The following is a 20035-nucleotide window of genomic DNA, read 5'->3' as shown; positions in this document are numbered from 1 at the left end:
GGCTTGGGAAAACATGCGTGGCAATGTATCACAAAGGGCGCGATAGCCCCTAGCGAGGGACGGCGGGGCGATCAATCGTCGTGCAGGCCGCGCTCGTCGGGCTCGTCGGTCGAAGTGCTGATCACGCTGGTCGGCCGGCCCTTGGACTTGCGCCACAGGTACACGCCATAGCCCGACAGGCCATAAAGCACGAACAGAAAGAACAGCACCGTGGGCGGGTGGATGTTGATCACCGCGATGCCCAGGGCCACCAGCACCAGCGCCGCGAAGGGCACGCTCTTCTTCAGGCTCAGGTCCTTGAAGCTGTAGAACGGCACGTTGGTGACCATGGTGAGACCCGTGTAGAGCGTGATGACGAACATGACCCAACTCACGTCCTGGGGCGCCACGCCGGTTTCCTGCATGAGCCAGATGAAGCCGGCCACCAGGGCCGCCGCCGCTGGCGACGGCAGGCCCTGGAAATAGCGTTTGTCGACCACACCGGTGTTCACGTTGAAGCGCGCCAGGCGCAACGCGGCGCAGGCGCAGTACACGAAGGCCGCGATCCAGCCCCAGCGTCCCAGGTCGCGCAGGGTCCATTCGTAGGCGATGAGCGCGGGCGCCGCCCCGAAGGACACCATGTCGGAGAGCGAGTCCATCTGCTCGCCAAAAGCGCTTTGCGTGTTCGTGAGGCGGGCCACTCGTCCGTCCAGGCTGTCTAGCACCATGGCCACGAAGATGCCGACGGTGGCGAGGTCGTAACGGCCGTTCATGGCCATGACGACCGCGTAGAAGCCGCCGAACAGCGCGGCCAGCGTGATCATGTTGGGCAGGAAGTAGATGCCCTTGGGGCGGCGGCGCACCTCGCCCAGTTGCTCCACCTCGGTCTCGTGTCCGTCGTGCATGGCGTTTTCTTATGGAAATGTCGTCGGCCCGGAAAGTTTTGAAGTGTACGTGGAGGGGCCCAAATGAAAAGGGCCTGGGCCGCGTGCAGCGACCCAGGCCCGGGAGCGGCAATTGCCGCGCCTGGCAAGCCATCAGTTGCGGCTCTGATCCACCAGCTTGTTCTTGGCGATCCAGGGCATCATGGCGCGAAGCTGCGCGCCCACCACCTCGATGCTGTGCTCGGCGGTGTTGCGCCGACGCGCGGTCATGCTCGGGTAGCCCGTGCGGCCTTCCAGGATGAACATCTTGGCGTAGTCGCCGTTCTGGATGCGCTTCAAGGCATTGCGCATGGCCACGCGCGACTGTTCGTTGATCACCTCCGGGCCCGTCACGTACTCGCCGAACTCCGCGTTGTTGGAGATCGAGTAGTTCATGTTGGCGATGCCGCCTTCGTAGATCAGGTCCACGATGAGTTTGAGCTCGTGCAGGCACTCGAAGTAGGCCATCTCGGGCGCGTAGCCGGCTTCCACCAGGGTCTCGTAGCCCATCTTGATGAGCTCGACCGCGCCGCCGCACAGCACCGCCTGCTCGCCGAAGAGGTCGGTCTCGGTCTCTTCCTTGAAGTTGGTCTCGATGATGCCGGCCTTGCCACCGCCGTTGGCCATGGCGTAGCTCAGGGCCAGGTCGCGCGCCTTGCCGCTCTTGTCCTGGTGCACGGCCACCAGGTGGGGCACGCCGCCGCCTTGCGCGTAGGTGCTGCGCACGGTGTGGCCCGGGGCCTTGGGTGCGACCATCCAGACGTCCAGGTCGGCGCGCGGCACCACCTGGTTGTAGTGCACGTTGAAGCCGTGCGCGAAGGCCAGCGAGGCGCCCTGCTTGATGTTCGGTTCGACGTTGTTCTTGTAGACCTCGGCGATCTGCTCGTCGGGCAGCAGGATCATCACCACGTCGGCGGATTTCACCGCCTCGTTGACTTCCAGCACGTTCAGGCCGGCCTTGCCGACCTTGTCCCACGAGGCACCGCCCTTGCGCAGGCCCACCACCACCTTCACGCCGCTGTCGTTGAGGTTCTGCGCGTGCGCGTGGCCCTGGCTGCCGTAGCCGATGATCGCGACCGTCTTGCCCTTGATGAGGGACAGGTCGCAGTCCTTGTCGTAGAAAACTTTCATGCTTGCTCCGTTGGAATGGAAGGTGTGATTCAGACGCGCAGGATTCTCTCGCCGCGGCCGATGCCACTGGCACCGGTGCGCACCGTCTCCAGGATGGCGCCGCGGTCGATGGCTTCCAGGAAGGCGTCGTTCTTGCCCTGGTCGCCAGTGAGTTCGATGGTGTAGCTCTTGTCGGTCACGTCGATGATGCGACCGCGGAAGATGTCGGCCATGCGCTTCATCTCCTCGCGTTCCTTGCCCACCGCGCGCACCTTCACCATCATGAGCTCGCGCTCGGTGTAGGCGCCTTCGGTGAGGTCGACGACCTTGACCACCTCGATGAGGCGGTTCAGGTGCTTGGTGATCTGCTCGATGACGTCGTCCGACCCGGTGGTCTGGATCGTCATGCGCGAGAGGCTCGGGTCCTCGGTCGGCGCGACAGTGAGCGATTCGATGTTGTAGCCACGGGCCGAGAACAGGCCCACCACGCGGGAGAGTGCGCCGGGCTCGTTCTCGAGCAGCACGGCAATGATGTGCTTCATGTGCAGTTTCCTCTTTTCGCCGCCCTCCCCCGTGCACGGTAATGCACGGGCTCGACGGTCAATAGATTCGACCAGGGGATGGGCCGGCCTCGCGGCCGGCCCTCGGGGGATGGATCAGAGGTCTTCCGACCCCAGCAGCATCTCGGTGATGCCCTTGCCGGCCTGGACCATGGGGAACACGTTCTCGGTCGGGTCGGTGCGGAAGTCCATGAAGACCGTGCGGTCCTTGAGCTTGCGTGCCTCGCGCAGCGCGGGCTCGACGTCCTCGGGCCGCTCGATCAGCAAACCCACGTGGCCATAGGCCTCGGCCAGCTTCACGAAGTTGGGCAGCGCATCCATGTAGCTGTGGCTGTAGCGGCCGGAGTATTCGATCTCCTGCCACTGGCGCACCATGCCCAGGTAGCGGTTGTTGAGCGAGACCACCTTGATCGGGGTGTTGTACTGCAGGCAGGTGGACAGTTCCTGGATGCACATCTGCACCGAGCCCTCGCCGGTGATGCAGAACACCTCGGACTCGGGCTTGGCGAGCTTGATGCCCATGGCGTAGGGAATGCCCACGCCCATGGTGCCCAGGCCACCCGAGTTGATCCAGCGGCGCGGCTCGTCGAAGCGGTAGAACTGCGCGGCCCACATCTGGTGCTGGCCGACGTCGGAGGTGATGTAGGTCTCCGTGTCCTTGGTCATGTTCCACAGGGTCTCGATGACCATCTGCGGCTTGATGACGTCCTTGTTGCCACGGTCGTACTTGAGGCAGTCGCGCGAGCGCCAGCCCTCGATCGTCTTCCACCAATCCGCCAGGGCCTTCTCGTCGGCGCGCTGGGGCGTCTCGCGCACCATGTGGATGAGCTCGGTGAGCACGTCCTTCACGTCGCCGACGATGGGCACGTCGACCTTGACCCGTTTGGAGATGCTCGACGGGTCGATGTCGATGTGGATGATCTTGCGTTCGTTCTGCGCGAAGTGCTTGGGGTTGCCGATCACGCGGTCATCGAAGCGCGCGCCCACGGCCAGCAGCACGTCGCAGTTCTGCATGGCGTTGTTGGCTTCGATGGTGCCGTGCATGCCCAGCATGCCGAGGAACTTGCGGTCGGAGGCGGGGTAGGCGCCCAGGCCCATGAGCGTGTTCGTCACCGGGTAGCCGAGCATGTCGACCAGGGTGCGCAGCTCCTGCGTGGCGTTGCCCAGCAGCACACCGCCGCCCGTGTAGATGTAGGGGCGCTTGGCGCCCAGCAGCAACTGCAGCGCCTTGCGGATCTGCCCGCCATGGCCCTTGCGCACGGGGTTGTACGAGCGCATCGGCGCCGCGTCGGGGTAACCCGTCCAGGGGGCCTTGTTGAAGGACACGTCCTTGGGCACGTCGACCACCACCGGACCGGGGCGGCCGGTGCGCGCGATGTGGAAGGCCTTCTTCATCACCTCGGCCATCTGGCGCACGTCCTTCACCAGGAAGTTGTGCTTGACGATGGGACGGGTGATGCCGACCGTGTCGCACTCCTGGAAGGCGTCGAGGCCGATCGCCGGCGTGGGGACCTGCCCGGTGATGATCACCATCGGGATGCTGTCCATGTACGCGGTGGCGATGCCGGTGACCGCGTTGGTGACGCCCGGGCCCGAGGTGACCAGGGCCACGCCCACGTCGCCCGTGGCGCGGGCATAGCCGTCGGCGGCGTGCACGGCGGCCTGCTCGTGGCGCACCAGCACGTGCTGGATGCTCTCCTGCTTGTAGAACGCGTCGTAGATGTGCAGCACGGCGCCGCCCGGGTAGCCCCAGACGTACTTGACGCCTTCGGCCTGCAGGGCCTTGACGAGGATTTCCGCGCCGCGGAGTTCTTGGGGGGGCTCGCCGGCAGTGGATGCGGCGGCCGCCGAGGCCAGTTCGGCCTTGGTGATGTCCATGATCAACCTTTCGAGAATTTCTCTGACGAAAAACCTTGGGTGCCCCTTGGCCCACCCTTGTGGGGCGGCTTCGGGACTTGAGACCAGTGGCCATGAGCGGAACGAATACCCGCCGGACCCTGATCCGTTTGCCTTGTGATGACGGAAGCCGGCGATTATGGCACTGCAGCAAAGCGAGTCGCCGGCTTTTCGTCGGCCTTGACCGGAATGCGACAATCCCGGCCTTCCCGTCCCAGCCGATATGACCTCCGACGCCCCAGCCGCCGCCGGCGCCGCCCGCCCCGATCTCACCGCCCCTTCGCTGCGCCGCCGCATGGCCTGCTGGCTGTACGAAGGCATGCTCATGTTCGGCGTGGTGTTCATTGCCGGCTACCTGTTCTCCGCCCTCACGCAGCAGCGCCACGCGCTGGAGGGCCGCCACGCCCTGCAGGCCTTCCTGTTCGTGGTGTTCGGCATTTACTTCACCTGGTTCTGGCACAAGGGACAGACCCTGGCGCAGAAGACCTGGCACATCCGCGTGGTCGACACCGTGGGCCAGCCGATCGGCCAGGCGCGAGCCCTGGTGCGCTACGTGCTCTCGTGGCTATGGCTGCTGCCGCCGCTGGCGCTGAGCTGGGTATTGGGCGCCCAGGGCAGTGAGACCGCGGTGCTGCTGATCGGCTGGGTGCTGGTCTACGCCCTGCTCTCGCGCCTGCACGCGCAGCGCCAGTTCCTGCACGACGCGCTGGCCGGCACGCGGCTGGTGCACCACGCGCCACCGCCGCAGCCGAAGAAACCGAGGAAGACGCGCCAGCCGTGAACACCCCCGACGTGAACCCGCAGAAGCGCCGGCGCGGCCTCAGCCGTGTGTGGCACGCGCTGTTCTATTCGTTGGCCGGGCTGCGCGCCGGCTGGGGCGAGCCCGCCTTCCGCCAGGAAGCCCTCGCCGCGCTCGTACTGGTACCGCTGGCCTTCTGGGTAGGACGGGGCTGGGTCGAGGTCGCGCTGCTCATCGGGACCGTGGTGCTGGTGATGGTGGTGGAACTGCTCAACACCGGGATCGAGACGGCCATCGACCGCATCGGCCCCGAATGGCACGCGCTGTCCAAGCGCGCCAAGGACATGGGCAGCGCCGCCGTGCTGCTGAGCCTGCTGCTGTGCGGCGGCACCTGGCTCGCGGCGCTGTGGGTGCACGCCAAGGACCTGTTTTGAACGAACCCAGCTTTTCCCTCTGTGTGTATTGCGGCTCGCGGCCGGGTGCGAGCCCCGCGTTCCTGGAAGCCGCCCGGCAGGTGGGCGAGTGGATCGGCCGCCACGGTGGCCAGCTGGTCTACGGCGGCGGCCGCAACGGCCTGATGGGCGTGGTGGCCGACAGCACGCTCAAGGCCGGGGGCCGCGTGGTCGGCATCATTCCCAAGGCGCTGGTGGAAAAGGAGTGGGCCCACAACGGCTGCACCGAGCTGCACGTGGTGGACACCATGCACGAGCGCAAGCGCCTCATGGCCGAACACGCGCACGCCTTCCTGGCCCTGCCCGGCGGCATCGGCACCTTCGAGGAGTTCTTCGAGGTCTGGACCTGGCGCCAACTGGGCTACCACGACAAGCCCGTGGGCCTGCTCAACGTGGGCGGCTACTACGAGGGCCTGATGGCCTTCCTGCGCACCGCCGTGCAGGCGCAGTTCATGGGCGACTGGCAGATGGACCTGATCCGCGTGGACGCCGACGCGCAGCGCTTGCTGCCCGCGCTGGTCGAGGCGGCGGGCACCGCGCCGCAGCCCCGGCTCGACGAGATCTGAGCGCCGTACGACAGGCCCGGGCGACGCGACCGCTCAGACCGCGGTTTCGTCCTCTTCGCCGGTGCGGATGCGCACCACGCGCTCGACCGAGGTGACGAAGATCTTGCCGTCGCCGATCTTGCCGGTGCGCGCGGCGCGCACGATGGCCTCGACGCAGCGGTCCACGTCGTCGTCCTTCACCACGACCTCGACCTTCACCTTGGGCAGGAAGTCGACCACGTACTCGGCGCCGCGGTAAAGCTCGGTGTGGCCCTTTTGCCGGCCGAACCCCTTCACCTCCGTCACCGTCAGGCCGGTCACGCCTTGTTCGGCCAGGGCTTCGCGCACCTCCTCGAGCTTGAACGGCTTGATGACGGCGGTGATCTGTTTCATGAGCGGAACCCTTGTGGATGACGGAACGTGCCGAAAAATGTATCACGCTCACGTCCATCGAGAGGCCTACATGGCCGGGGCTGGCTCACTGGCAGGTGAATGCAATGCCCCAGGAGCCGGGCGTTGCCATGTTGGTGATTGCCTCGTTGCCCACCAGACGGACCTCGATCGCGTCGCCAGCGCCGAAGGCCGCCGCCCGGTCACCGGTGTCGCAGTGGCGCGTGGCGCTGTCGATCACGCAGCTCAAAGCGGTGTCGGTGGTCGCGCCCACCGAGAGGTCCGGCCCTGGCGTGTGCTGCACCGTGAAGGTGTAGACCCCGCTGGCCGAGGGCAGCCCCAAGGTCGCCACGCGCAGGCGCGCCACGGAACACGCGCGCGGCAGCAGCACCGGGTTGCGCGCGCTGGCATTGGGCCCCTGGGGCCAGAGGTAGTACGAGCCATTGCCGAACGTGCTGTTGGACGCGATGTTCCAGTGGAGATCGACGCTGGCGGGGCCGGCCGGGCCAGCAGGCCCCTGAGGACCCGGCGCGCCGTCCTGGCCGTCCTGGCCGTCCGCTCCGGCCGGCCCCGTGAGACCCACGAGAGACAAGCCCACAGCCGGCCAGGCGCCCGCGGTCTTGGGGCCATACAGCACCGACGCGCTGCGATCGAGGTAGTAGTCGCCATCGCGCCCCGTGCCCGCCGACGGCGCGGACGTGCCGGCGAGGATGCGGGCGCCATCGGCGCCATCGGCCCCGTCCAGACCGTCTTGGCCATCCTGCCCGTCCCGGCCGTCCATGCCCGGCGCGCCGCTGATGGACCTGGCCGGCCGCGGCCACCGACCCTGCGCGCGCGGCCCGTAGAGCAGCAGCGTCGACGCATCGAGGTAGAACTGCCCGTCGCTGCCCAGGGAGTCTTCAGGCTCACCCGTGCCGCTGAGGATCACGGCCTGAGCCGGTGTCTCCACCACGCGCTCCACCACCTGGACGTCGTCGCCGCCGCCACACGCCACCAAGACCCCGGCCGTCGCCCCCAGGACCGCCAGCCAACGGACGAGCATTCGCAACCCGGCGCGCATCAGGGCCTCGACGGGTACACACCCACCAGCGCGATGATGTAGTTGAGCCCCAGCGCCGGGTTGCGGATGTTCAAGGGCTGCCCTCCACCCGTGGGCAACACCGTCACCTGACCTTGTACCGGCAAAGGCGCCTGGCCGGCGTTGGCCTCGGCGGCTGGCGCGAAAGCGGGCAAGGTCACCCCCCCGTCACCCACAGGGTTGGCGGGCACGGCGCCGGTGGGATCGGTCAATGAAGCGCCACCGCTGTACGCCACGGGGCGCACACCACCGCTGGAGAAGCTCGCGCCGTGGGTGTGTGCTGGCAGGTTGCTCTGCTGCACCGAGGCCTGCTCCTGGCCCAGGTACTGCCCGCGTTCGACCGGGCTGAGACCCTGGCCCGTACCGGCGCCGATCGCCGCCCGGCCCCGCAGGTCCGGCAAAGCGAACGTGGATACGCCGTCGCCGCCATAGGTGGTGCCGATGAGGGAGTACAGCGCATCGTACTGGTTGAGGGGCAGCAGCCGGCCATCGCACAGCGCCCAACCCTCGGGGGCATAGGAAAACGCGACCAGGCTGATTTCACCGACGAAGGGATCGTACGCAGACAAGAGACTCTCCATGGTGGTTGGGCGGAAGCGGGCCGCAGTCTAGGAAGGCGAGCGATCCTCGCGCCCGCGACGACCCCAGCCATCACACAAACATCAGAGTCGTCCGCCCCCTCCATGGCACATGCCATACTGGCCGCCCTCCGCGCGCGCGCCCTTGCCCACACCGCCCATGAGCCCCCCTTGGCCTCGACACGTGCCCATCGCCGTGAGCGTGCGCGGTGGCCATCCCGAGAACGTGCACCACGGTTCCTTCGCCGTGGTCGACCGCGCGGGTCAGGTGCTTGCGACGGCGGGCGACGTGGACACGCCGGTGTTCACGCGTTCCTCGCTCAAACCCTTCCAGGCCATGCCGCTGATCGCGCGCGCCGCCGAGCGGCTGGCGCTGGACGAGGCCGACATCGCCTTGCTGTGCGCGAGCCACAACGGCGAGCCCGAGCACGTGGCCCGCGCGGCGGCCCTGCTGGCGCGCATCGGTGCGGACGAATCCGCCCTCGCCTGCGGCACGCACGAGCCCTACGTGTTCCGCTTCAACGGCCTGACGCCACCGCCCGGCGAGCGGTACGGCCCCTTGCACCACAACTGCTCGGGCAAGCACGCGGGCATGCTGCTGCTGGCCGACGCGCTCGGCGCGCCGCTGCAGGGCTATCTCGCCCCCGATCACCCGGCGCAGCGCGAGATCGCGCACTGCGTGAGCCACTGGTCCGGCGTGCCCGAGACCTCGCTGGTGCGGGGCATCGACGGCTGCAGCGCTCCGAACTACGCCCTGCCCCTGCGTTCGCTGGCGCACGCCTTTGCACGCCTCACGGACAAGGCACCCGATCCGGTGTACGGCGCCGCACCGCACCGGCTCGCGCGGGCCATGAGCCAGCACCCCCACCTGGTGAGCGGCCGGGGCCGCAACGACCTGCACCTGATGCGCGCGGGCCGTGGCGACTGGGTCAGCAAGGTGGGCGCCGATGGCGTGCAGGCGATGGCCAGTTTCAGCCGCGGCATCGCGATCGCGGCCAAGTGCGGCGACGGCCAGCTGGCACCGCTGATGGTGGCCCTGGTGGCGGCGCTGGAGCAGCTCGGCTGGGCCGACGACGGCATCGACCGCGAGCAACTCGAGCGGCTGCTGCCCCCGCCGATGAAGAACGCGGCCGGCGTCGAAGTGGGCGAACTGCGCCCCGTGCTGCACCTCTCGGCAGCCTGATCGTCCGAGCGAGGCCGCCCACCCCTGTGACACCGCGGAACCGGCTTTGCCGGGCCGCAGGTGTCGCCCCCCTTGGGGGGTCGCGCGCAGCGCGGCGGGGGGTTAAAACGGCTACGCCCTGTACTTGCTCGTGATCGGGTAGCGCCAGTCCTTGCCGAAGCTGCGGTGCGTCACGCGGATGCCCACGGGCGCCTGGCGGCGCTTGTACTCGTTGATGCGGATCAGCCGCACCACCTTCTCGACGTCGGCGCGCGCGAAGCCCTCGGCGATGAGGGTCTCGGGGCTCTGGTCGTTCTCCATGTAGCGCTCGATGATGGCGTCGAGCACGGGGTACTCAGGCAGGCTGTCCTGGTCCTTCTGGTCAGGGCGCAACTCGGCGCTGGGCGGGCGCGTGATGATGCGCTCGGGGATGGGGTTGGCGCCGGTGCCGTAGGGGTCGTGCGCGTTGCGCCAGCGCGCGAGCTTGAAGACCGTGGTCTTGGCCACGTCCTTGATGACCGCGAATCCACCCGCCATGTCGCCGTAGAGCGTGCAGTAGCCCGTGGCCATCTCGCTCTTGTTGCCGGTGGTCAGCACGATGCTGCCGAACTTGTTGGACAGCGCCATCAGCAGCGTGCCGCGAATGCGCGCCTGCAGGTTTTCTTCGGTGGTGTCCTCGGCCCGGCCCTCGAACAGCGGCGCGAGCGAGGCCTTGAAGGCCTCGAACTCGGGCGCGATGGCAATTTCGTCGTAGCGCACGCCCAGCCGCGCGGCCATGTCGCGCGCGTCGATCCAGGAGATGTCGGCCGTGTAGGGCGAAGGCATCATCACCGTGCGCACACGGTCCTTGCCCAGCGCATCGACCGCGATGGCCAGCACCAGCGCCGAATCGATACCACCCGACAGGCCCAGGATGGCGCCCGGGAAGCCGTTCTTGCCGATGTAGTCGCGCACGCCCAGCACCAGCGCGTGCCACAGGTCGGCCTCGGCGCTGTGCTCGCGGTCGATCGACGCTTCGACGCGCCAGCGGTCGCCCGCGCGCTCGAAGCGCGCGTCGAACTCGGCCTCTTCGAAACTGCGCGCACGCCCCACCAGCTCGCCCGCGGCGTCCAGCACGAAGCTGCGGCCTTCGAAGACGATCTCGTCCTGCCCGCCCACCAGGTGCGCGTACACCAGCGGCAAACCGGTGGCGCGCACGCGCTCGCGCATGGTGGCTTCGCGCTCGCCGCCCTTGCCGGCGTGAAAGGGCGAGGCGTTGATCACCGCCAGCAGTTCGGCGCCGGCGGCGCGCGCGTCGGCGGCCGGCGCGTCGAACCAGGCGTCCTCGCAGATGAGCAGGCCCACACGCACCGGGCGGCCGTCGGCGCCGGGCACGTCGAACACGCAGGGCGCGTGGCCAGGCACGAAGTAGCGGCGCTCGTCGAACACCTGGTAGTTGGGCAGTTCGCGCTTGGCGTAAGTGGCGACCACGCGGCCTTCGCACAGCACGCTGGCCGCGTTGTGCAGCGAGGCCACCGCCACGCTGCGCCCACGCGCGCCATTGCCCGTGCGCGCCGGATGACCCACCACGATGTGAAGGCCTTTGAGGTGCTCGGTGGAGGCCGCCACCGACTTGAGGGCATCATCGCAGGCCTCGATGAACGCGGGCCTGAGGTACAGGTCTTCGGCGGCGTAGCCGCAGATCGCGAGTTCGGGCGTGAGCAGCAGCCGCACACCGCGTGCGTGGGCGGCGGTGGCGGCCTCGACGATGCGGCGGGCATTGCCCGCCATGTCGCCCACCACGAAGTCGAGCTGGGCAACCGATACGGAAAACGACATGGGATCTGGTTCGAAAACAGAGGCCGGGCGTGGCTGAAATCGATTATGTCACCCGGGTTCTGAACGACTGGGCCGCGCTGGACCCCGCGCAGTGGGCCGAGCTGCTGGCCCTGGAGGGCGACCCCAGCCCCTTCATGCGCCACGACTACCTGCGGGCCATGAGCGAGACCGGCTGCGCCGCGCCCGACACCGGCTGGGCGCCTCGCATCATCACCCTGTGGCGGGGCGAGCGCCTCGCCGCCGCCTGCGCGGTCTACCTCAAGTCGCATTCCTACGGCGAATACGTCTTCGACTGGGCCTGGGCCAATGCCTACGCGCAGCACGGCCTGCCCTACTACCCCAAGGCCCTGGTGGCCGTGCCCTTCACGCCCGTGCCGGGCGCGCGCCTGCTGGCCCGCGACGACGCGGCCCGCGCCGCGCTGGTGCACACCCTGGTGAGCTGGTGCGAAGACCAGCGCCTGTCGTCCCTGCACCTGCTGTTCGTTCAGCCGCGCGACGTGGCCGCCTGCGCCGAAGCCGGGCTCATGCTGCGCCACACGGTCCAGTTCCATTGGGAGAACAAGAACTGGCCCGACTTCGACGCCTTCCTCGCCAGCCTGCAGCAGGACAAGCGCAAGAAGATCCGCCAGGAGCGCCGCAAGGTGGCCGAGGCCGGCGTGGTGTTCCGACACGCCGAAGGCCGCGCCATCACGAAGGCCGACTGGGACTTCTTCTACCGCTGCTATGAGCGCACCTACCTGGAGCACGGCAACCCGCCCTACCTCAGCCGCGAGTTCTTCGCGCGCCTGGCCCAGACCATGCCCGAGCACTGGCTGCTTTTCGTCGCGGAGCACGGCGGCAAGCCGATCGCCAGCAGCCTGATCGCCATCGACCCCGAACGCCGCGTGGCCTACGGCCGCTACTGGGGCGCGCTGCAACGGGTGGACTGCCTGCACTTCGAGGCCTGTTACTACCAGCCGCTTCAGTGGTGCATCGCCCACGGCTACCAGCGCTTCGAAGGTGGTGCCCAGGGCGAACACAAGATGGCGCGCGCCCTGCTGCCGGTGAAGACGACCAGCGCCCACTGGCTGGCCCACCCCGCCTTTGCCGAGGCGGTGGACCGCTTCCTCGAACGCGAGGGCGAAGGCGTCGCGCAGTACATGGCGCACCTCGCCGCGAGAAACCCGCTCAAGGCCGAGCCATCGTGAACAAACCCTTTCGCTACACTCGACCGCCATGGACGAGCAGGACGCGTTCTTTACCCACAGCATCGTGGGCGCCCCGTTCTCGGTGCTGCTCGGGCGGCGCATGGGCGCGGACAGCCTGAAGGCCCAGGGCCTGCAGTTCGATCCCGACGACGGCGGCACCCGCCTGAGCCCGGCCTGGCAGCCCTGGGCGCTGGAGCGCCTGGGCGAACAGGCGCCGGGCACGCCGCGCCGCCGTCCCAAGCCTCTGCGCCGCTGGCTCGAGCGCCACGCGCTGGCCATCGCCGCGCTGGGCCTGGCCGCTCTGGCGGCGGGCCTGGCCCTCACCGCCCACACCCAAGGCTGGCTGGCCGCACTGATGCAAGGGCTTCCATGGTGAGCAAGACCGCGCAGGACACCCTGACCATCGACCCGGTGGCCATGGACATCGTCAACCGTGTGGCGGCGGGTTGCGACCTGAGCGGCGACCTCAACTTCGAGGGCGGCCTGCTCGTGCAGGGCCAACTCGAAGGCCACATCCGCGTCGATGGCCGCCTCATCATCTGGAGTGGCGCCAGCGTGCGCGGACGCATCCGCGTGATGGGCGACCTCTACCTCTTCGGCCAGCTCGGTTCACCCAACGGCGGCCCGCACGACACCAGCCTGGAGTGCGAGGGCATGGTCTACGTGAGCAAGTCCGGCGTCTCCACCGGCACCCTGTTCGCGCGGCGGCTGCAGATGTACGAAGGGGCCCAACTCAAGGGCCCCTTCCATACCTTGCAGGTCAACGACCGCCTGCCGGTGCTGCGCGACGTGCTGGTGCAGCCACCGGACGCGGCTTGAAGCGATCCGCCGCCGGGCCGCCCCAAGGCGGATCAGCCCCCTCGGGGGGCAGCGACCCGCGAAGCGGCGGAGCGTGGGGGTGCCTGTTTCAGTTTTTCAGCGACTTCTCGTAGTTGGCGATCCCGTCCAGGATCTCCTTGTGCGCGGCGGCCTTGTCCGCCCAGCCCAGCACCTTCACCCACTTGCCCTGCTCCAGGTCCTTGTAGTGCTCGAAGAAGTGCTGGATGGTCTTCAGGCGCATCGGGTTCAGGTCCTCGGGCTTCTGCCACTGGGTGTAGATCGACAGGATCTTGTCCACCGGCACGGCCAGCAGCTTGGCGTCCTCGCCGGCCTCGTCTTCCATGCGCAGCATGCCCAGGGCGCGGCAGGTCACCACCACGCCGGGGTGCAACGGCACGGGGGTGATCACCAGCACGTCCACCGGGTCGCCGTCGCCCGAGATGGTCTTGGGGATGTAGCCGTAGTTGGTGGGGTAGTGCATGGACGTGCTCATGAAGCGGTCCACGAAGATGGCGCCGGTTTCCTTGTCGACCTCGTACTTGATCGGATCGGCGTTCATCGGGATCTCGATGATGACGTTGAACGCTTCGGGAACCTTGCTGCCAGGGGTGACGTTGTCGAGGGACATGGATTGCTCGAGGGGAGTTGAGGGAAACGGGGTGACGGAGCGTCACGGGCTTGACACGCGCGAGGCCTGGGCGCGATGCCCTGCTCCGTATTTACCCTGATTTTACCGACGCCAGCCTGACAGCCCCGATGGCAAACCGGCCGAATCTGGCTACATTGAGGCGGTTGGCCAATCGCCTGCGCCTTGCTGCAACTTCCGCAGCAGAGACGGCAGCGAGGAAGCAACGCAGCGGGGGCATACCCCGGAGGCGTTGCCCCCTCCAAGTCGAACTCATTGGCAGGAGAACTTCATGGTTGGTCAAAGTGCGCTGATCTTCGCGCTCGTCTGTGGCCTGATCGCCGTGGTCTACGGCTTCTGGTCGCGCAGCTGGATCCTCTCGCAGGACGCCGGCAACGCCCGCATGCAGGAAATCGCGGGCGCCATTCAAACCGGCGCCGCCGCCTACCTGGCGCGGCAATACAAGACCATCAGCATGGTGGGCATCGTGCTCGCGGTGCTCATCGGCGTCTTCCTCGACGGTCCCACGGCCATCGGCTTCGTGCTCGGCGCAGTGCTGTCGGGCGCCTGCGGCTTCATCGGCATGAACATCTCGGTGCGCGCCAACGTGCGCACCGCGCAGGCCGCCACCAGGGGCATCGGCCCCGCGCTTGACGTCGCCTTCCGCGGCGGCGCCATCACCGGCATGCTGGTGGTGGGCCTGGGCCTGCTGGGCGTCACGGGCTTCTTCTGGTTCCTGGTGGGCAACGGCCAGTTGAACCCGGCGTCCAACCTGGCCGCCATGCTCAACCCGCTGATCGGCCTGGCCTTCGGCTCCTCGCTCATCTCCATCTTTGCGCGCCTGGGTGGCGGCATCTTCACCAAGGGCGCCGACGTGGGCGCCGATCTGGTGGGCAAGGTGGAGGCCGGCATTCCGGAAGACGATCCGCGCAACCCGGCGGTGATTGCCGACAATGTGGGCGACAACGTGGGCGACTGCGCCGGCATGGCGGCCGACCTGTTCGAGACCTATGCGGTCACGCTCATCGCCACCATGGTGCTGGGCGCGCTGATGGTGGCGGCCGCGCCGCTGCAGGCCGTGCTGTACCCGCTGGTGCTGGGCGGCGTGTCCATCATCGCGTCCATCATCGGCTGCTTCTTCGTCAAGGCCCGGCCCGACATGAAGAACGTGATGCCCGCGCTCTACCGGGGCCTCGCCATCGCTGGCGTGCTCTCGCTCATCGCCTTCTGGTTCGTCACGGCCTGGGTGATGCCCGACAACGCCATCACCCAGACCGGCAGCCAGTTGCGCCTGTTCGGCGCCTGCGTGGTGGGCCTGGTGCTCACCGGCGTGCTGGTGTGGGTGACCGAGTTCTACACGGGCACGCAGTACAGCCCGGTCAAGCACATCGCGCAGGCCTCCACCACCGGCCACGGCACCAACATCATCGCGGGCCTGGGCGTGTCCATGCGTTCCACGGCCTGGCCCGTGCTGTTCGTCTGCGCGGCCATCATCGCGTCGTACATGCTGGCGGGCCTGTACGGCATCGCCGTCGCGGCCACGTCCATGCTGAGCATGGCCGGCATCGTGGTGGCGCTGGACGCCTACGGCCCCATCACCGACAACGCCGGCGGCATCGCCGAGATGGCCGAACTGCCCAGCAGCGTGCGCGACATCACCGACCCGCTGGACGCCGTGGGCAACACCACCAAGGCCGTCACCAAGGGCTACGCCATCGGCTCGGCGGGCCTGGCCGCGCTGGTGCTGTTCGCCGACTACACCCACAAGCTGGAGACCTATGGCGCCAAGGTCAGCTTCGACCTGAGCGACCCGATGGTGATCATCGGCCTGTTCATCGGCGGCATGATCCCCTACCTGTTCGGCGCCATGGCCATGGAGGCCGTGGGCCGCGCGGCCGGCTCGGTGGTGGTGGAGGTGCGCCGCCAGTTCAAGGAGATCGCCGGCATCATGGAAGGCACGGCCAAGCCCGAGTACGGCAAGGCGGTGGACATGCTCACCACGGCCGCCATCAAGGAGATGATCATCCCCAGCCTGCTGCCGGTGATCGTGCCCATCCTGGTCGGCGTGTTCCTCGGGCCCAAGGCCCTGGGTGGCCTGCTGATGGGCACCATCGTCACCGGCCTGTTCGTCGCCATCTCCATGTGCACGGGCGGTGGCGCCTGGGACAACGCCAAGAAGTACATCGAGGACGGCCACCACGGCGGCAAGGGCTCCGAGGCGCACAAGGCCGCCGTCACCGGCGACACCGTGGGCGACCCCTACAAGGACACGGCCGGCCCCGCGGTGAACCCGCTGATCAAGATCATCAACATCGTGGCGCTGCTGATCGTGCCGCTGCTGCCGCTGGCTTGAGCCTCGGTCGGCCCAAACAAAAAGCCCGCTCCGCGGGCTTTTTGTTTTCTGGTGCTGCCGCCGCTACGCGAGCTGAAACAGCAACTCGCGTTCGTGCCTCAGCGCCAGCAGCACCACGCGGTCTTCGCCATGCGCGTAGAGCAGCACGTAGGGCTTGACGACCAGTTCGCGCAGTTGCGGCACGCCGTGCACGCGGGCGAGCGACGCGGCGCGGTCCGCCATGGACCGGCCCTGAGCCGACCGGGCATGGAGGAATCGAGCCGGACGACCCGCCTCGGGGTTCCAGCGCAGGTGCTCGCGTGCCTCTTTCAATCGAACGAGCAGTGCGCCATATCGCTGCTCGACCTGGGTGTCGTCCCGCTGCTGCAGGAACGCCCGAGCCGATTGCACATCGAGCACAAAGGATCGCGCCGCCTGAACGCGCGCATTGACCGGCAACGGCACCTGAGATCAGGCCTTCTTGCGGGAACGCGCGGGGCGCGCGGACAGGGCACGATCGAGTTCCGACTCGTCCATCACGCGGCCAGCCGCCAGATCCTCCAGGCCCTGGAGGGCGCTCTGAACCAGCACCAGTCCTGCATGCTCGGCCTCGAGCGCGTGGTAATAGTCCAGCTTGCGGGCATCGACCAGCGCCACATAGCTGGCGCCATTCTTGGTCAGCAGTTTTTCAGAGCCATGGCCCACAACGTCCTCGGCCAGTTCGGTGAGCCGTGCACGGGCTTCACTGATGGGCACCACATCGATGGAGCGCAAGATCATGACACCATCCTTGAACGAATTCGTTAACGAATAATGTAACGCAGGTCCCCACTAGGCCAGCGCCAGCCGCCGGACGATCTCGCTCGCCGCTGGCGTCAACTCGGTCAGGCGCGCTTGTTCCCCGCGCTCGATGGCGTCGAGCACGAGCTCGGTGATCGCGCCCACCGCGGCCATGGCCATGGGCTCGCTCAGGGCGTGCGGGGCGTCCCGGTCGCGGTTGACGGTGTCGCGCATGAAGCCGGCCAGGGTGCGCATGACCTCGCGCCGCACGGCCGCGCCGGACTCGCCCAGGTGGTGGATCTCCACGAACAGGGTGCGCAGGAGTTGGGGGCCGGCCGCCAGGTGCGCGAAGTACGCGTGCAGGGCCGTTTCCAGTTGGTCCTGCCAGGGCCGCTCGGGCTGCACCGACTCGCGCAGGGTGCGCAGGGCCGAGGCACTGGCTTGCCGGTAGAGCGTGAGGAAGCAGGCGTCCTTGTCGCTGAAGTGCTCGTAGAAGGTGCGCTTGGACACGCCCGCCTCGCGCACCACGTCGGACACGGTGGCGGCGGCCAGGCCCTTCTCGGCGGCAACGACGGCCAGGGCCTGCAGCAGGCGGGTGTGGTGCGGTTCGGTGGCGGCGGCCGTGGCGTCCTGGCGGGGCATCGCGCGATCTTAGGCGCTGGGCGCCATTGGCCGGCGCGCCGCCTTCGCCCGCCCCGTTGTGGCCCTGGTGCCGACGCCTCAGCCCGCGCAGGCCTTGGCGCGCGCGCGTTCCATCACGCGCTCCAGCGCCTCGCGCGTCAGCGGCTTGATGAGGAAGTCCTCGATGAGGGGCAAGGCCTCGGCGGTCTGGCGGTCGTCGCGCCAGGTGGACGAGGTCAGCACGCTCACGAACACCGAACGGTCCTCGCCCACCAGGGCCTCGAGCTGCCGCGCGCAGTCGAAGCCGCTCATGCCGGGCAGGTTGATGTCCAGCAGCACCAGGGTGGGCGCACCGCCTTCGTCCTGGCGCAGGAATTGCATGAAATCCTCGGCCGACTCGAAGGCCCGGATCTCGCCCGTGAAGCCCGTCTTGCGGATGGTGATCTCGTGGAACAGGTTGTCGTTCTCGCTGTCGTCGACGAGCAGGATGCGTTCGGTATTCATGGCGGACGGGCCAGGGGTGGGCCCGGAAAAAGCGTGACCACCCGGCCCTTGTGGAGCCAGGACGGACTGAACGGAACGGAAAACGAAAAAACCCGTGGACGCGCCGCAGGGGCGCGCTCGCGCGGTGTGGACGCCCAGGGGCGGCGATGTGGCGGTAGGCGTTCGCCCGACTCGGGTACCGCACCCAAAGGGTGCAAGCCGGAACGGATGGCCTGGGGCAGGCCAGCGGGAAGGTCCCGCAGGGGTGCGAGAACACGCACCCTGGCGAACGGAGCGCGGAATTTTGCACGCATGTGACGGCGATGACTAGGGTAAACCCTTAGTTCTCTGCCGGGAAACCCGGATTTCCGTCTGTCGGCGCCTGGCCCGGGGCCTGCCTATGATGCGGCGCTGCCCCACCCACGCGCCCCATGAAAGTCGACGTCGCCAAGCTCAAGCTGTTCATCGAGGTGCTCGACGCCGGTTCGATCACCGCCGGCGCCGGGCGCTGCCACCTCTCGGTGGCGGCCGCCAGCAGCCGCCTGCAGGAGCTGGAGTCGGCCCTGGGCGTGCGCCTGTTCGAGCGCCGCGCCTCGGGCGTGCGGCCCACCGACGCCGGCATCGAACTCGCGCGCCACGCGCGCTCGGTGCTGGTGGAGCTGGACCGGCTGCAACGTGAGATGGCCCCCTTCGCGCGGGGCGGGCGCGGGCGCGTGAGCCTGCTGGCCACCACCGCCGCGCTCTCGGGCTACCTGCCCGAGCCGCTGTCGCGCTTCCTCAGCGAACACCCGGAGATGGACGTCGACCTGCAGGAGCGGTGGACCGGCGAGATCGTCGAAGCCCTGCACCGCCGCAAGGCCGACCTGGGCGTGATGTCCAACAGCATGGACACCAGCGGGCTGCACACGGTGCCGCTGGCCGAGGACCAGCTCGTGGTGGTGGGCACGGCGCACCGACTGGCCGCGCTCGGCGAGGCGCCGCGCTTCGACCAGTGCCTGGAGCACCCCATGGTGGGCCTGCCACCGGAAAGCGCGCTCTACACCTACCTGCAGGTCAAGGCCACGGACCTCGGCAAGGTCATCCGCTACCGCGTGAGCCTGCGCACCTTCGAGGGCGTGCTCAAGATGGTGGCGCTGGACATCGGCCTGTCCATCGTCTCCAGCCTGGCCACGCGCGACCTGGTGCGCCAGTACCCGGGCCTGCAATGGCGCCCGCTGCACGATCCCTGGGCCACGCGACGCCTCGTCCTGTGCACGCACCACGCGAGCGACACCGCGCCCGCCCCGGTGAAAGCGCTGATGGGTTTCCTGCGCGAGCAGTCCTCCCTGTCCTGAGCCACGCGGCCTTCGGCTTCTTCGAACACCGCCTCCGCTTCTTTGCGATGGTGGCCCGCGCGTCGCGCCGACAGAATCGCGCCGCATGGAAACGCAGCAACTGGCGGTGGCCGCCGCCGTGTTCGTGGTCGCGGGCCTGGTGAAGGGCGTGACGGGCCTGGGCCTGCCGACCGTGGCGATCGCCGGCCTGTCGATGGTCTTGCCGCTGGCGCAGGCCGCGGCGCTGCTGGTGCTGCCCTCGCTGCTCACCAACGTGTGGCAGTACCTGCGCTGCGGCGTGGCGCTGGCCGTGTGGCGCTGCACGCGCGGCCTGAGCCTGGGCATCGTGGCGGGCGCCTGGCTGTCGCCCTTGCCCGACGTGGCGTCCGCCGGCCCTTGGGCGCAAGCGCTCACTGGTGGCCTGCTCGCCCTCTATGGCCTGGCCGGACTGCTCGGCCTGCGCCTGCCGCAGCCCGGCCAGCACGACGTGTGGATCGGCCCCGTCATGGGCCTGGCCACGGGCGCGCTCACGGTGGCCAGCGGCGTGTTCGTCATGCCCAGCGTGCCCTACCTGCAATCGCTGAATCTGAACAAGGAAACGCTGATCGGCGCGCTGGGCCTGACCTTCACTGTCTGCACCGTGTG

At 68.4% G+C, this 20035-nt stretch carries 23 protein-coding genes; 10 read left to right on the top strand and 13 right to left on the bottom strand.

What is annotated here, in order from left to right:
* Positions 1-71 precede the first annotated feature (71 nt).
* The 4 genes from pssA to VLG41_RS04730 form a co-directional block, all read right to left on the bottom strand.
* Positions 72-884 (bottom strand): CDP-diacylglycerol--serine O-phosphatidyltransferase, encoded by an 813-nt coding sequence (pssA, locus tag VLG41_RS04745; RefSeq protein WP_325348249.1) that lies wholly within the window; start codon positions 882-884, stop codon positions 72-74.
* 132 nt (positions 885-1016) lie between these two features.
* Entirely contained in the window at positions 1017-2033 is a 1017-nt protein-coding gene (gene ilvC, locus VLG41_RS04740; RefSeq protein ID WP_325348248.1) for a ketol-acid reductoisomerase, read from the bottom strand.
* Between the two features lie 29 nt (positions 2034-2062).
* Complete coding sequence (ilvN, locus tag VLG41_RS04735; protein ID WP_009518995.1) at positions 2063-2554, bottom strand: acetolactate synthase small subunit; 492 nt, start codon at positions 2552-2554, stop codon at positions 2063-2065.
* A gap of 114 nt (positions 2555-2668) precedes the next feature.
* Positions 2669-4450: an acetolactate synthase 3 catalytic subunit gene (locus tag VLG41_RS04730; protein ID WP_325348247.1), complete on the bottom strand. Its 1782-nt coding sequence runs from the start codon at positions 4448-4450 to the stop codon at positions 2669-2671.
* A gap of 241 nt (positions 4451-4691) precedes the next feature.
* On the opposite strand from VLG41_RS04730, the gene VLG41_RS04725 reads away from it, so the two are divergent.
* Genes VLG41_RS04725 through VLG41_RS04715 form a run of 3 tightly spaced genes read left to right on the top strand, consistent with a single transcriptional unit; the run spans position 4692 to position 6225 of the window.
* The gene (locus tag VLG41_RS04725) at positions 4692-5249 is read left to right on the top strand and encodes an RDD family protein (protein WP_325348246.1); all 558 of its coding nucleotides are present in this window, start codon (positions 4692-4694) and stop codon (positions 5247-5249) included.
* A complete protein-coding gene (locus VLG41_RS04720) occupies positions 5246-5641 on the top strand; it encodes a diacylglycerol kinase (RefSeq protein ID WP_325348245.1) in 396 nt (131 codons plus the stop codon). The genes VLG41_RS04725 and VLG41_RS04720 overlap by 4 nt, the downstream gene beginning before the upstream one ends.
* Positions 5638-6225, top strand: coding sequence for a TIGR00730 family Rossman fold protein (locus VLG41_RS04715; protein ID WP_325348244.1), 588 nt, complete (start codon positions 5638-5640; stop codon positions 6223-6225). The genes VLG41_RS04720 and VLG41_RS04715 overlap by 4 nt, the downstream gene beginning before the upstream one ends.
* Positions 6226-6258: 33 nt before the next feature.
* Here the strand turns inward: VLG41_RS04715 and VLG41_RS04710 are convergent, their stop codons facing one another.
* The 3 genes from VLG41_RS04710 to VLG41_RS04700 form a co-directional block, all read right to left on the bottom strand.
* Positions 6259-6597, bottom strand: coding sequence for a P-II family nitrogen regulator (locus VLG41_RS04710; protein WP_291021584.1), 339 nt, complete (start codon positions 6595-6597; stop codon positions 6259-6261).
* An 85-nt stretch (positions 6598-6682) separates the two neighbouring features.
* Positions 6683-7636, bottom strand: a complete 954-nt coding sequence (locus VLG41_RS04705) for a hypothetical protein (protein WP_325348243.1) — start codon at positions 7634-7636, stop codon at positions 6683-6685.
* Positions 7637-7653: 17 nt separating this feature from the next.
* Complete coding sequence (locus VLG41_RS04700) at positions 7654-8241, bottom strand: phage tail protein (RefSeq protein WP_325348242.1); 588 nt, start codon at positions 8239-8241, stop codon at positions 7654-7656.
* Positions 8242-8410: 169 nt separating this feature from the next.
* Between VLG41_RS04700 and VLG41_RS04695 the strand changes: the two genes are divergently transcribed.
* Positions 8411-9433 carry an asparaginase gene (locus VLG41_RS04695; RefSeq protein ID WP_325348241.1) on the top strand — a complete coding sequence of 341 codons (1023 nt, stop codon included), beginning with the start codon at positions 8411-8413 and terminating at the stop codon, positions 9431-9433.
* A gap of 111 nt (positions 9434-9544) precedes the next feature.
* On the opposite strand, the gene VLG41_RS04690 is transcribed toward VLG41_RS04695, so the two are convergent.
* Positions 9545-11230, bottom strand: coding sequence for an NAD+ synthase (locus VLG41_RS04690; protein ID WP_325348240.1), 1686 nt, complete (start codon positions 11228-11230; stop codon positions 9545-9547).
* A gap of 29 nt (positions 11231-11259) precedes the next feature.
* Between VLG41_RS04690 and VLG41_RS04685 the strand changes: the two genes are divergently transcribed.
* Genes VLG41_RS04685 through VLG41_RS04675 form a run of 3 tightly spaced genes read left to right on the top strand, consistent with a single transcriptional unit; the run spans position 11260 to position 13236 of the window.
* The gene (locus VLG41_RS04685) at positions 11260-12417 is read left to right on the top strand and encodes a GNAT family N-acetyltransferase (RefSeq protein ID WP_325348239.1); all 1158 of its coding nucleotides are present in this window, start codon (positions 11260-11262) and stop codon (positions 12415-12417) included.
* Positions 12418-12445: 28 nt separating this feature from the next.
* A complete protein-coding gene (locus VLG41_RS04680) occupies positions 12446-12793 on the top strand; it encodes a hypothetical protein (protein WP_325348238.1) in 348 nt (115 codons plus the stop codon).
* On the top strand, positions 12787-13236 hold the full coding sequence (locus VLG41_RS04675) for a polymer-forming cytoskeletal protein (RefSeq protein WP_325348237.1): 450 nt from the start codon (positions 12787-12789) through the stop codon (positions 13234-13236). The genes VLG41_RS04680 and VLG41_RS04675 overlap by 7 nt, the downstream gene beginning before the upstream one ends.
* A gap of 88 nt (positions 13237-13324) precedes the next feature.
* Here VLG41_RS04675 and ppa read toward each other — a convergent pair whose 3' ends face one another.
* A complete protein-coding gene (gene ppa / locus VLG41_RS04670; protein ID WP_325348236.1) occupies positions 13325-13864 on the bottom strand; it encodes an inorganic diphosphatase in 540 nt (179 codons plus the stop codon).
* 289 nt (positions 13865-14153) lie between these two features.
* On the opposite strand from ppa, the gene VLG41_RS04665 reads away from it, so the two are divergent.
* Positions 14154-16214: a sodium-translocating pyrophosphatase gene (locus VLG41_RS04665; protein ID WP_325348235.1), complete on the top strand. Its 2061-nt coding sequence runs from the start codon at positions 14154-14156 to the stop codon at positions 16212-16214.
* 63 nt (positions 16215-16277) lie between these two features.
* Here VLG41_RS04665 and VLG41_RS04660 read toward each other — a convergent pair whose 3' ends face one another.
* The 4 genes from VLG41_RS04660 to VLG41_RS04645 all read right to left on the bottom strand — a co-directional run bounded on the left by VLG41_RS04660 (position 16278) and on the right by VLG41_RS04645 (position 18098).
* Positions 16278-16658, bottom strand: coding sequence for a hypothetical protein (locus VLG41_RS04660; protein WP_325348234.1), 381 nt, complete (start codon positions 16656-16658; stop codon positions 16278-16280).
* A 6-nt stretch (positions 16659-16664) separates the two neighbouring features.
* Positions 16665-16973, bottom strand: coding sequence for a type II toxin-antitoxin system Phd/YefM family antitoxin (locus VLG41_RS04655; RefSeq protein ID WP_325348233.1), 309 nt, complete (start codon positions 16971-16973; stop codon positions 16665-16667).
* A 51-nt stretch (positions 16974-17024) separates the two neighbouring features.
* Entirely contained in the window at positions 17025-17615 is a 591-nt protein-coding gene (locus tag VLG41_RS04650; RefSeq protein ID WP_325348232.1) for a TetR/AcrR family transcriptional regulator, read from the bottom strand.
* Between the two features lie 78 nt (positions 17616-17693).
* On the bottom strand, positions 17694-18098 hold the full coding sequence (locus VLG41_RS04645) for a response regulator (RefSeq protein WP_325348231.1): 405 nt from the start codon (positions 18096-18098) through the stop codon (positions 17694-17696).
* A 410-nt stretch (positions 18099-18508) separates the two neighbouring features.
* Between VLG41_RS04645 and VLG41_RS04640 the strand changes: the two genes are divergently transcribed.
* Together VLG41_RS04640 and VLG41_RS04635 are read left to right on the top strand one after the other, a co-directional pair.
* A complete protein-coding gene (locus VLG41_RS04640) occupies positions 18509-19411 on the top strand; it encodes a LysR substrate-binding domain-containing protein (RefSeq protein WP_325348230.1) in 903 nt (300 codons plus the stop codon).
* Between the two features lie 85 nt (positions 19412-19496).
* Positions 19497-20035 (top strand): TSUP family transporter (locus tag VLG41_RS04635; protein WP_325348229.1); only part of this gene is annotated, 539 nt, incomplete at its 3' end.

Origin of the sequence: Hydrogenophaga sp., assembly GCF_035481345.1 — a bacterium.
In the GTDB taxonomy this organism is placed as follows: domain Bacteria; phylum Pseudomonadota; class Gammaproteobacteria; order Burkholderiales; family Burkholderiaceae_C; genus Hydrogenophaga.
The sequence above is the reverse complement of the archived record's forward strand: the minus strand, read 5'-3'. Positions and strand labels throughout refer to the sequence as shown.

Excerpts from the sequence above, each read along its gene's own strand:
- pssA (WP_325348249.1), bottom strand. The coding sequence starts at position 884 with ATGCACGACGGACACGAGACCGAGGTGGAGCAACTGGGCGAGGTGCGC.
- ilvC (WP_325348248.1), bottom strand. The coding sequence starts at position 2,033 with ATGAAAGTTTTCTACGACAAGGACTGCGACCTGTCCCTCATCAAGGGC.
- ilvN (WP_009518995.1), bottom strand. The coding sequence starts at position 2,554 with ATGAAGCACATCATTGCCGTGCTGCTCGAGAACGAGCCCGGCGCACTC.
- VLG41_RS04730 (WP_325348247.1), bottom strand. The coding sequence starts at position 4,450 with ATGGACATCACCAAGGCCGAACTGGCCTCGGCGGCCGCCGCATCCACT.
- VLG41_RS04725 (WP_325348246.1), top strand. The coding sequence starts at position 4,692 with ATGACCTCCGACGCCCCAGCCGCCGCCGGCGCCGCCCGCCCCGATCTC.
- VLG41_RS04710 (WP_291021584.1), bottom strand. The coding sequence starts at position 6,597 with ATGAAACAGATCACCGCCGTCATCAAGCCGTTCAAGCTCGAGGAGGTG.
- VLG41_RS04705 (WP_325348243.1), bottom strand. The coding sequence starts at position 7,636 with ATGCTCGTCCGTTGGCTGGCGGTCCTGGGGGCGACGGCCGGGGTCTTG.
- VLG41_RS04695 (WP_325348241.1), top strand. The coding sequence starts at position 8,411 with ATGAGCCCCCCTTGGCCTCGACACGTGCCCATCGCCGTGAGCGTGCGC.
- VLG41_RS04690 (WP_325348240.1), bottom strand. The coding sequence starts at position 11,230 with ATGTCGTTTTCCGTATCGGTTGCCCAGCTCGACTTCGTGGTGGGCGAC.
- VLG41_RS04680 (WP_325348238.1), top strand. The coding sequence starts at position 12,446 with ATGGACGAGCAGGACGCGTTCTTTACCCACAGCATCGTGGGCGCCCCG.
- VLG41_RS04675 (WP_325348237.1), top strand. The coding sequence starts at position 12,787 with ATGGTGAGCAAGACCGCGCAGGACACCCTGACCATCGACCCGGTGGCC.
- ppa (WP_325348236.1), bottom strand. The coding sequence starts at position 13,864 with ATGTCCCTCGACAACGTCACCCCTGGCAGCAAGGTTCCCGAAGCGTTC.
- VLG41_RS04665 (WP_325348235.1), top strand. The coding sequence starts at position 14,154 with ATGGTTGGTCAAAGTGCGCTGATCTTCGCGCTCGTCTGTGGCCTGATC.
- VLG41_RS04655 (WP_325348233.1), bottom strand. The coding sequence starts at position 16,973 with ATGATCTTGCGCTCCATCGATGTGGTGCCCATCAGTGAAGCCCGTGCA.
- VLG41_RS04650 (WP_325348232.1), bottom strand. The coding sequence starts at position 17,615 with ATGCCCCGCCAGGACGCCACGGCCGCCGCCACCGAACCGCACCACACC.
- VLG41_RS04645 (WP_325348231.1), bottom strand. The coding sequence starts at position 18,098 with ATGAATACCGAACGCATCCTGCTCGTCGACGACAGCGAGAACGACAAC.
- VLG41_RS04640 (WP_325348230.1), top strand. The coding sequence starts at position 18,509 with ATGAAAGTCGACGTCGCCAAGCTCAAGCTGTTCATCGAGGTGCTCGAC.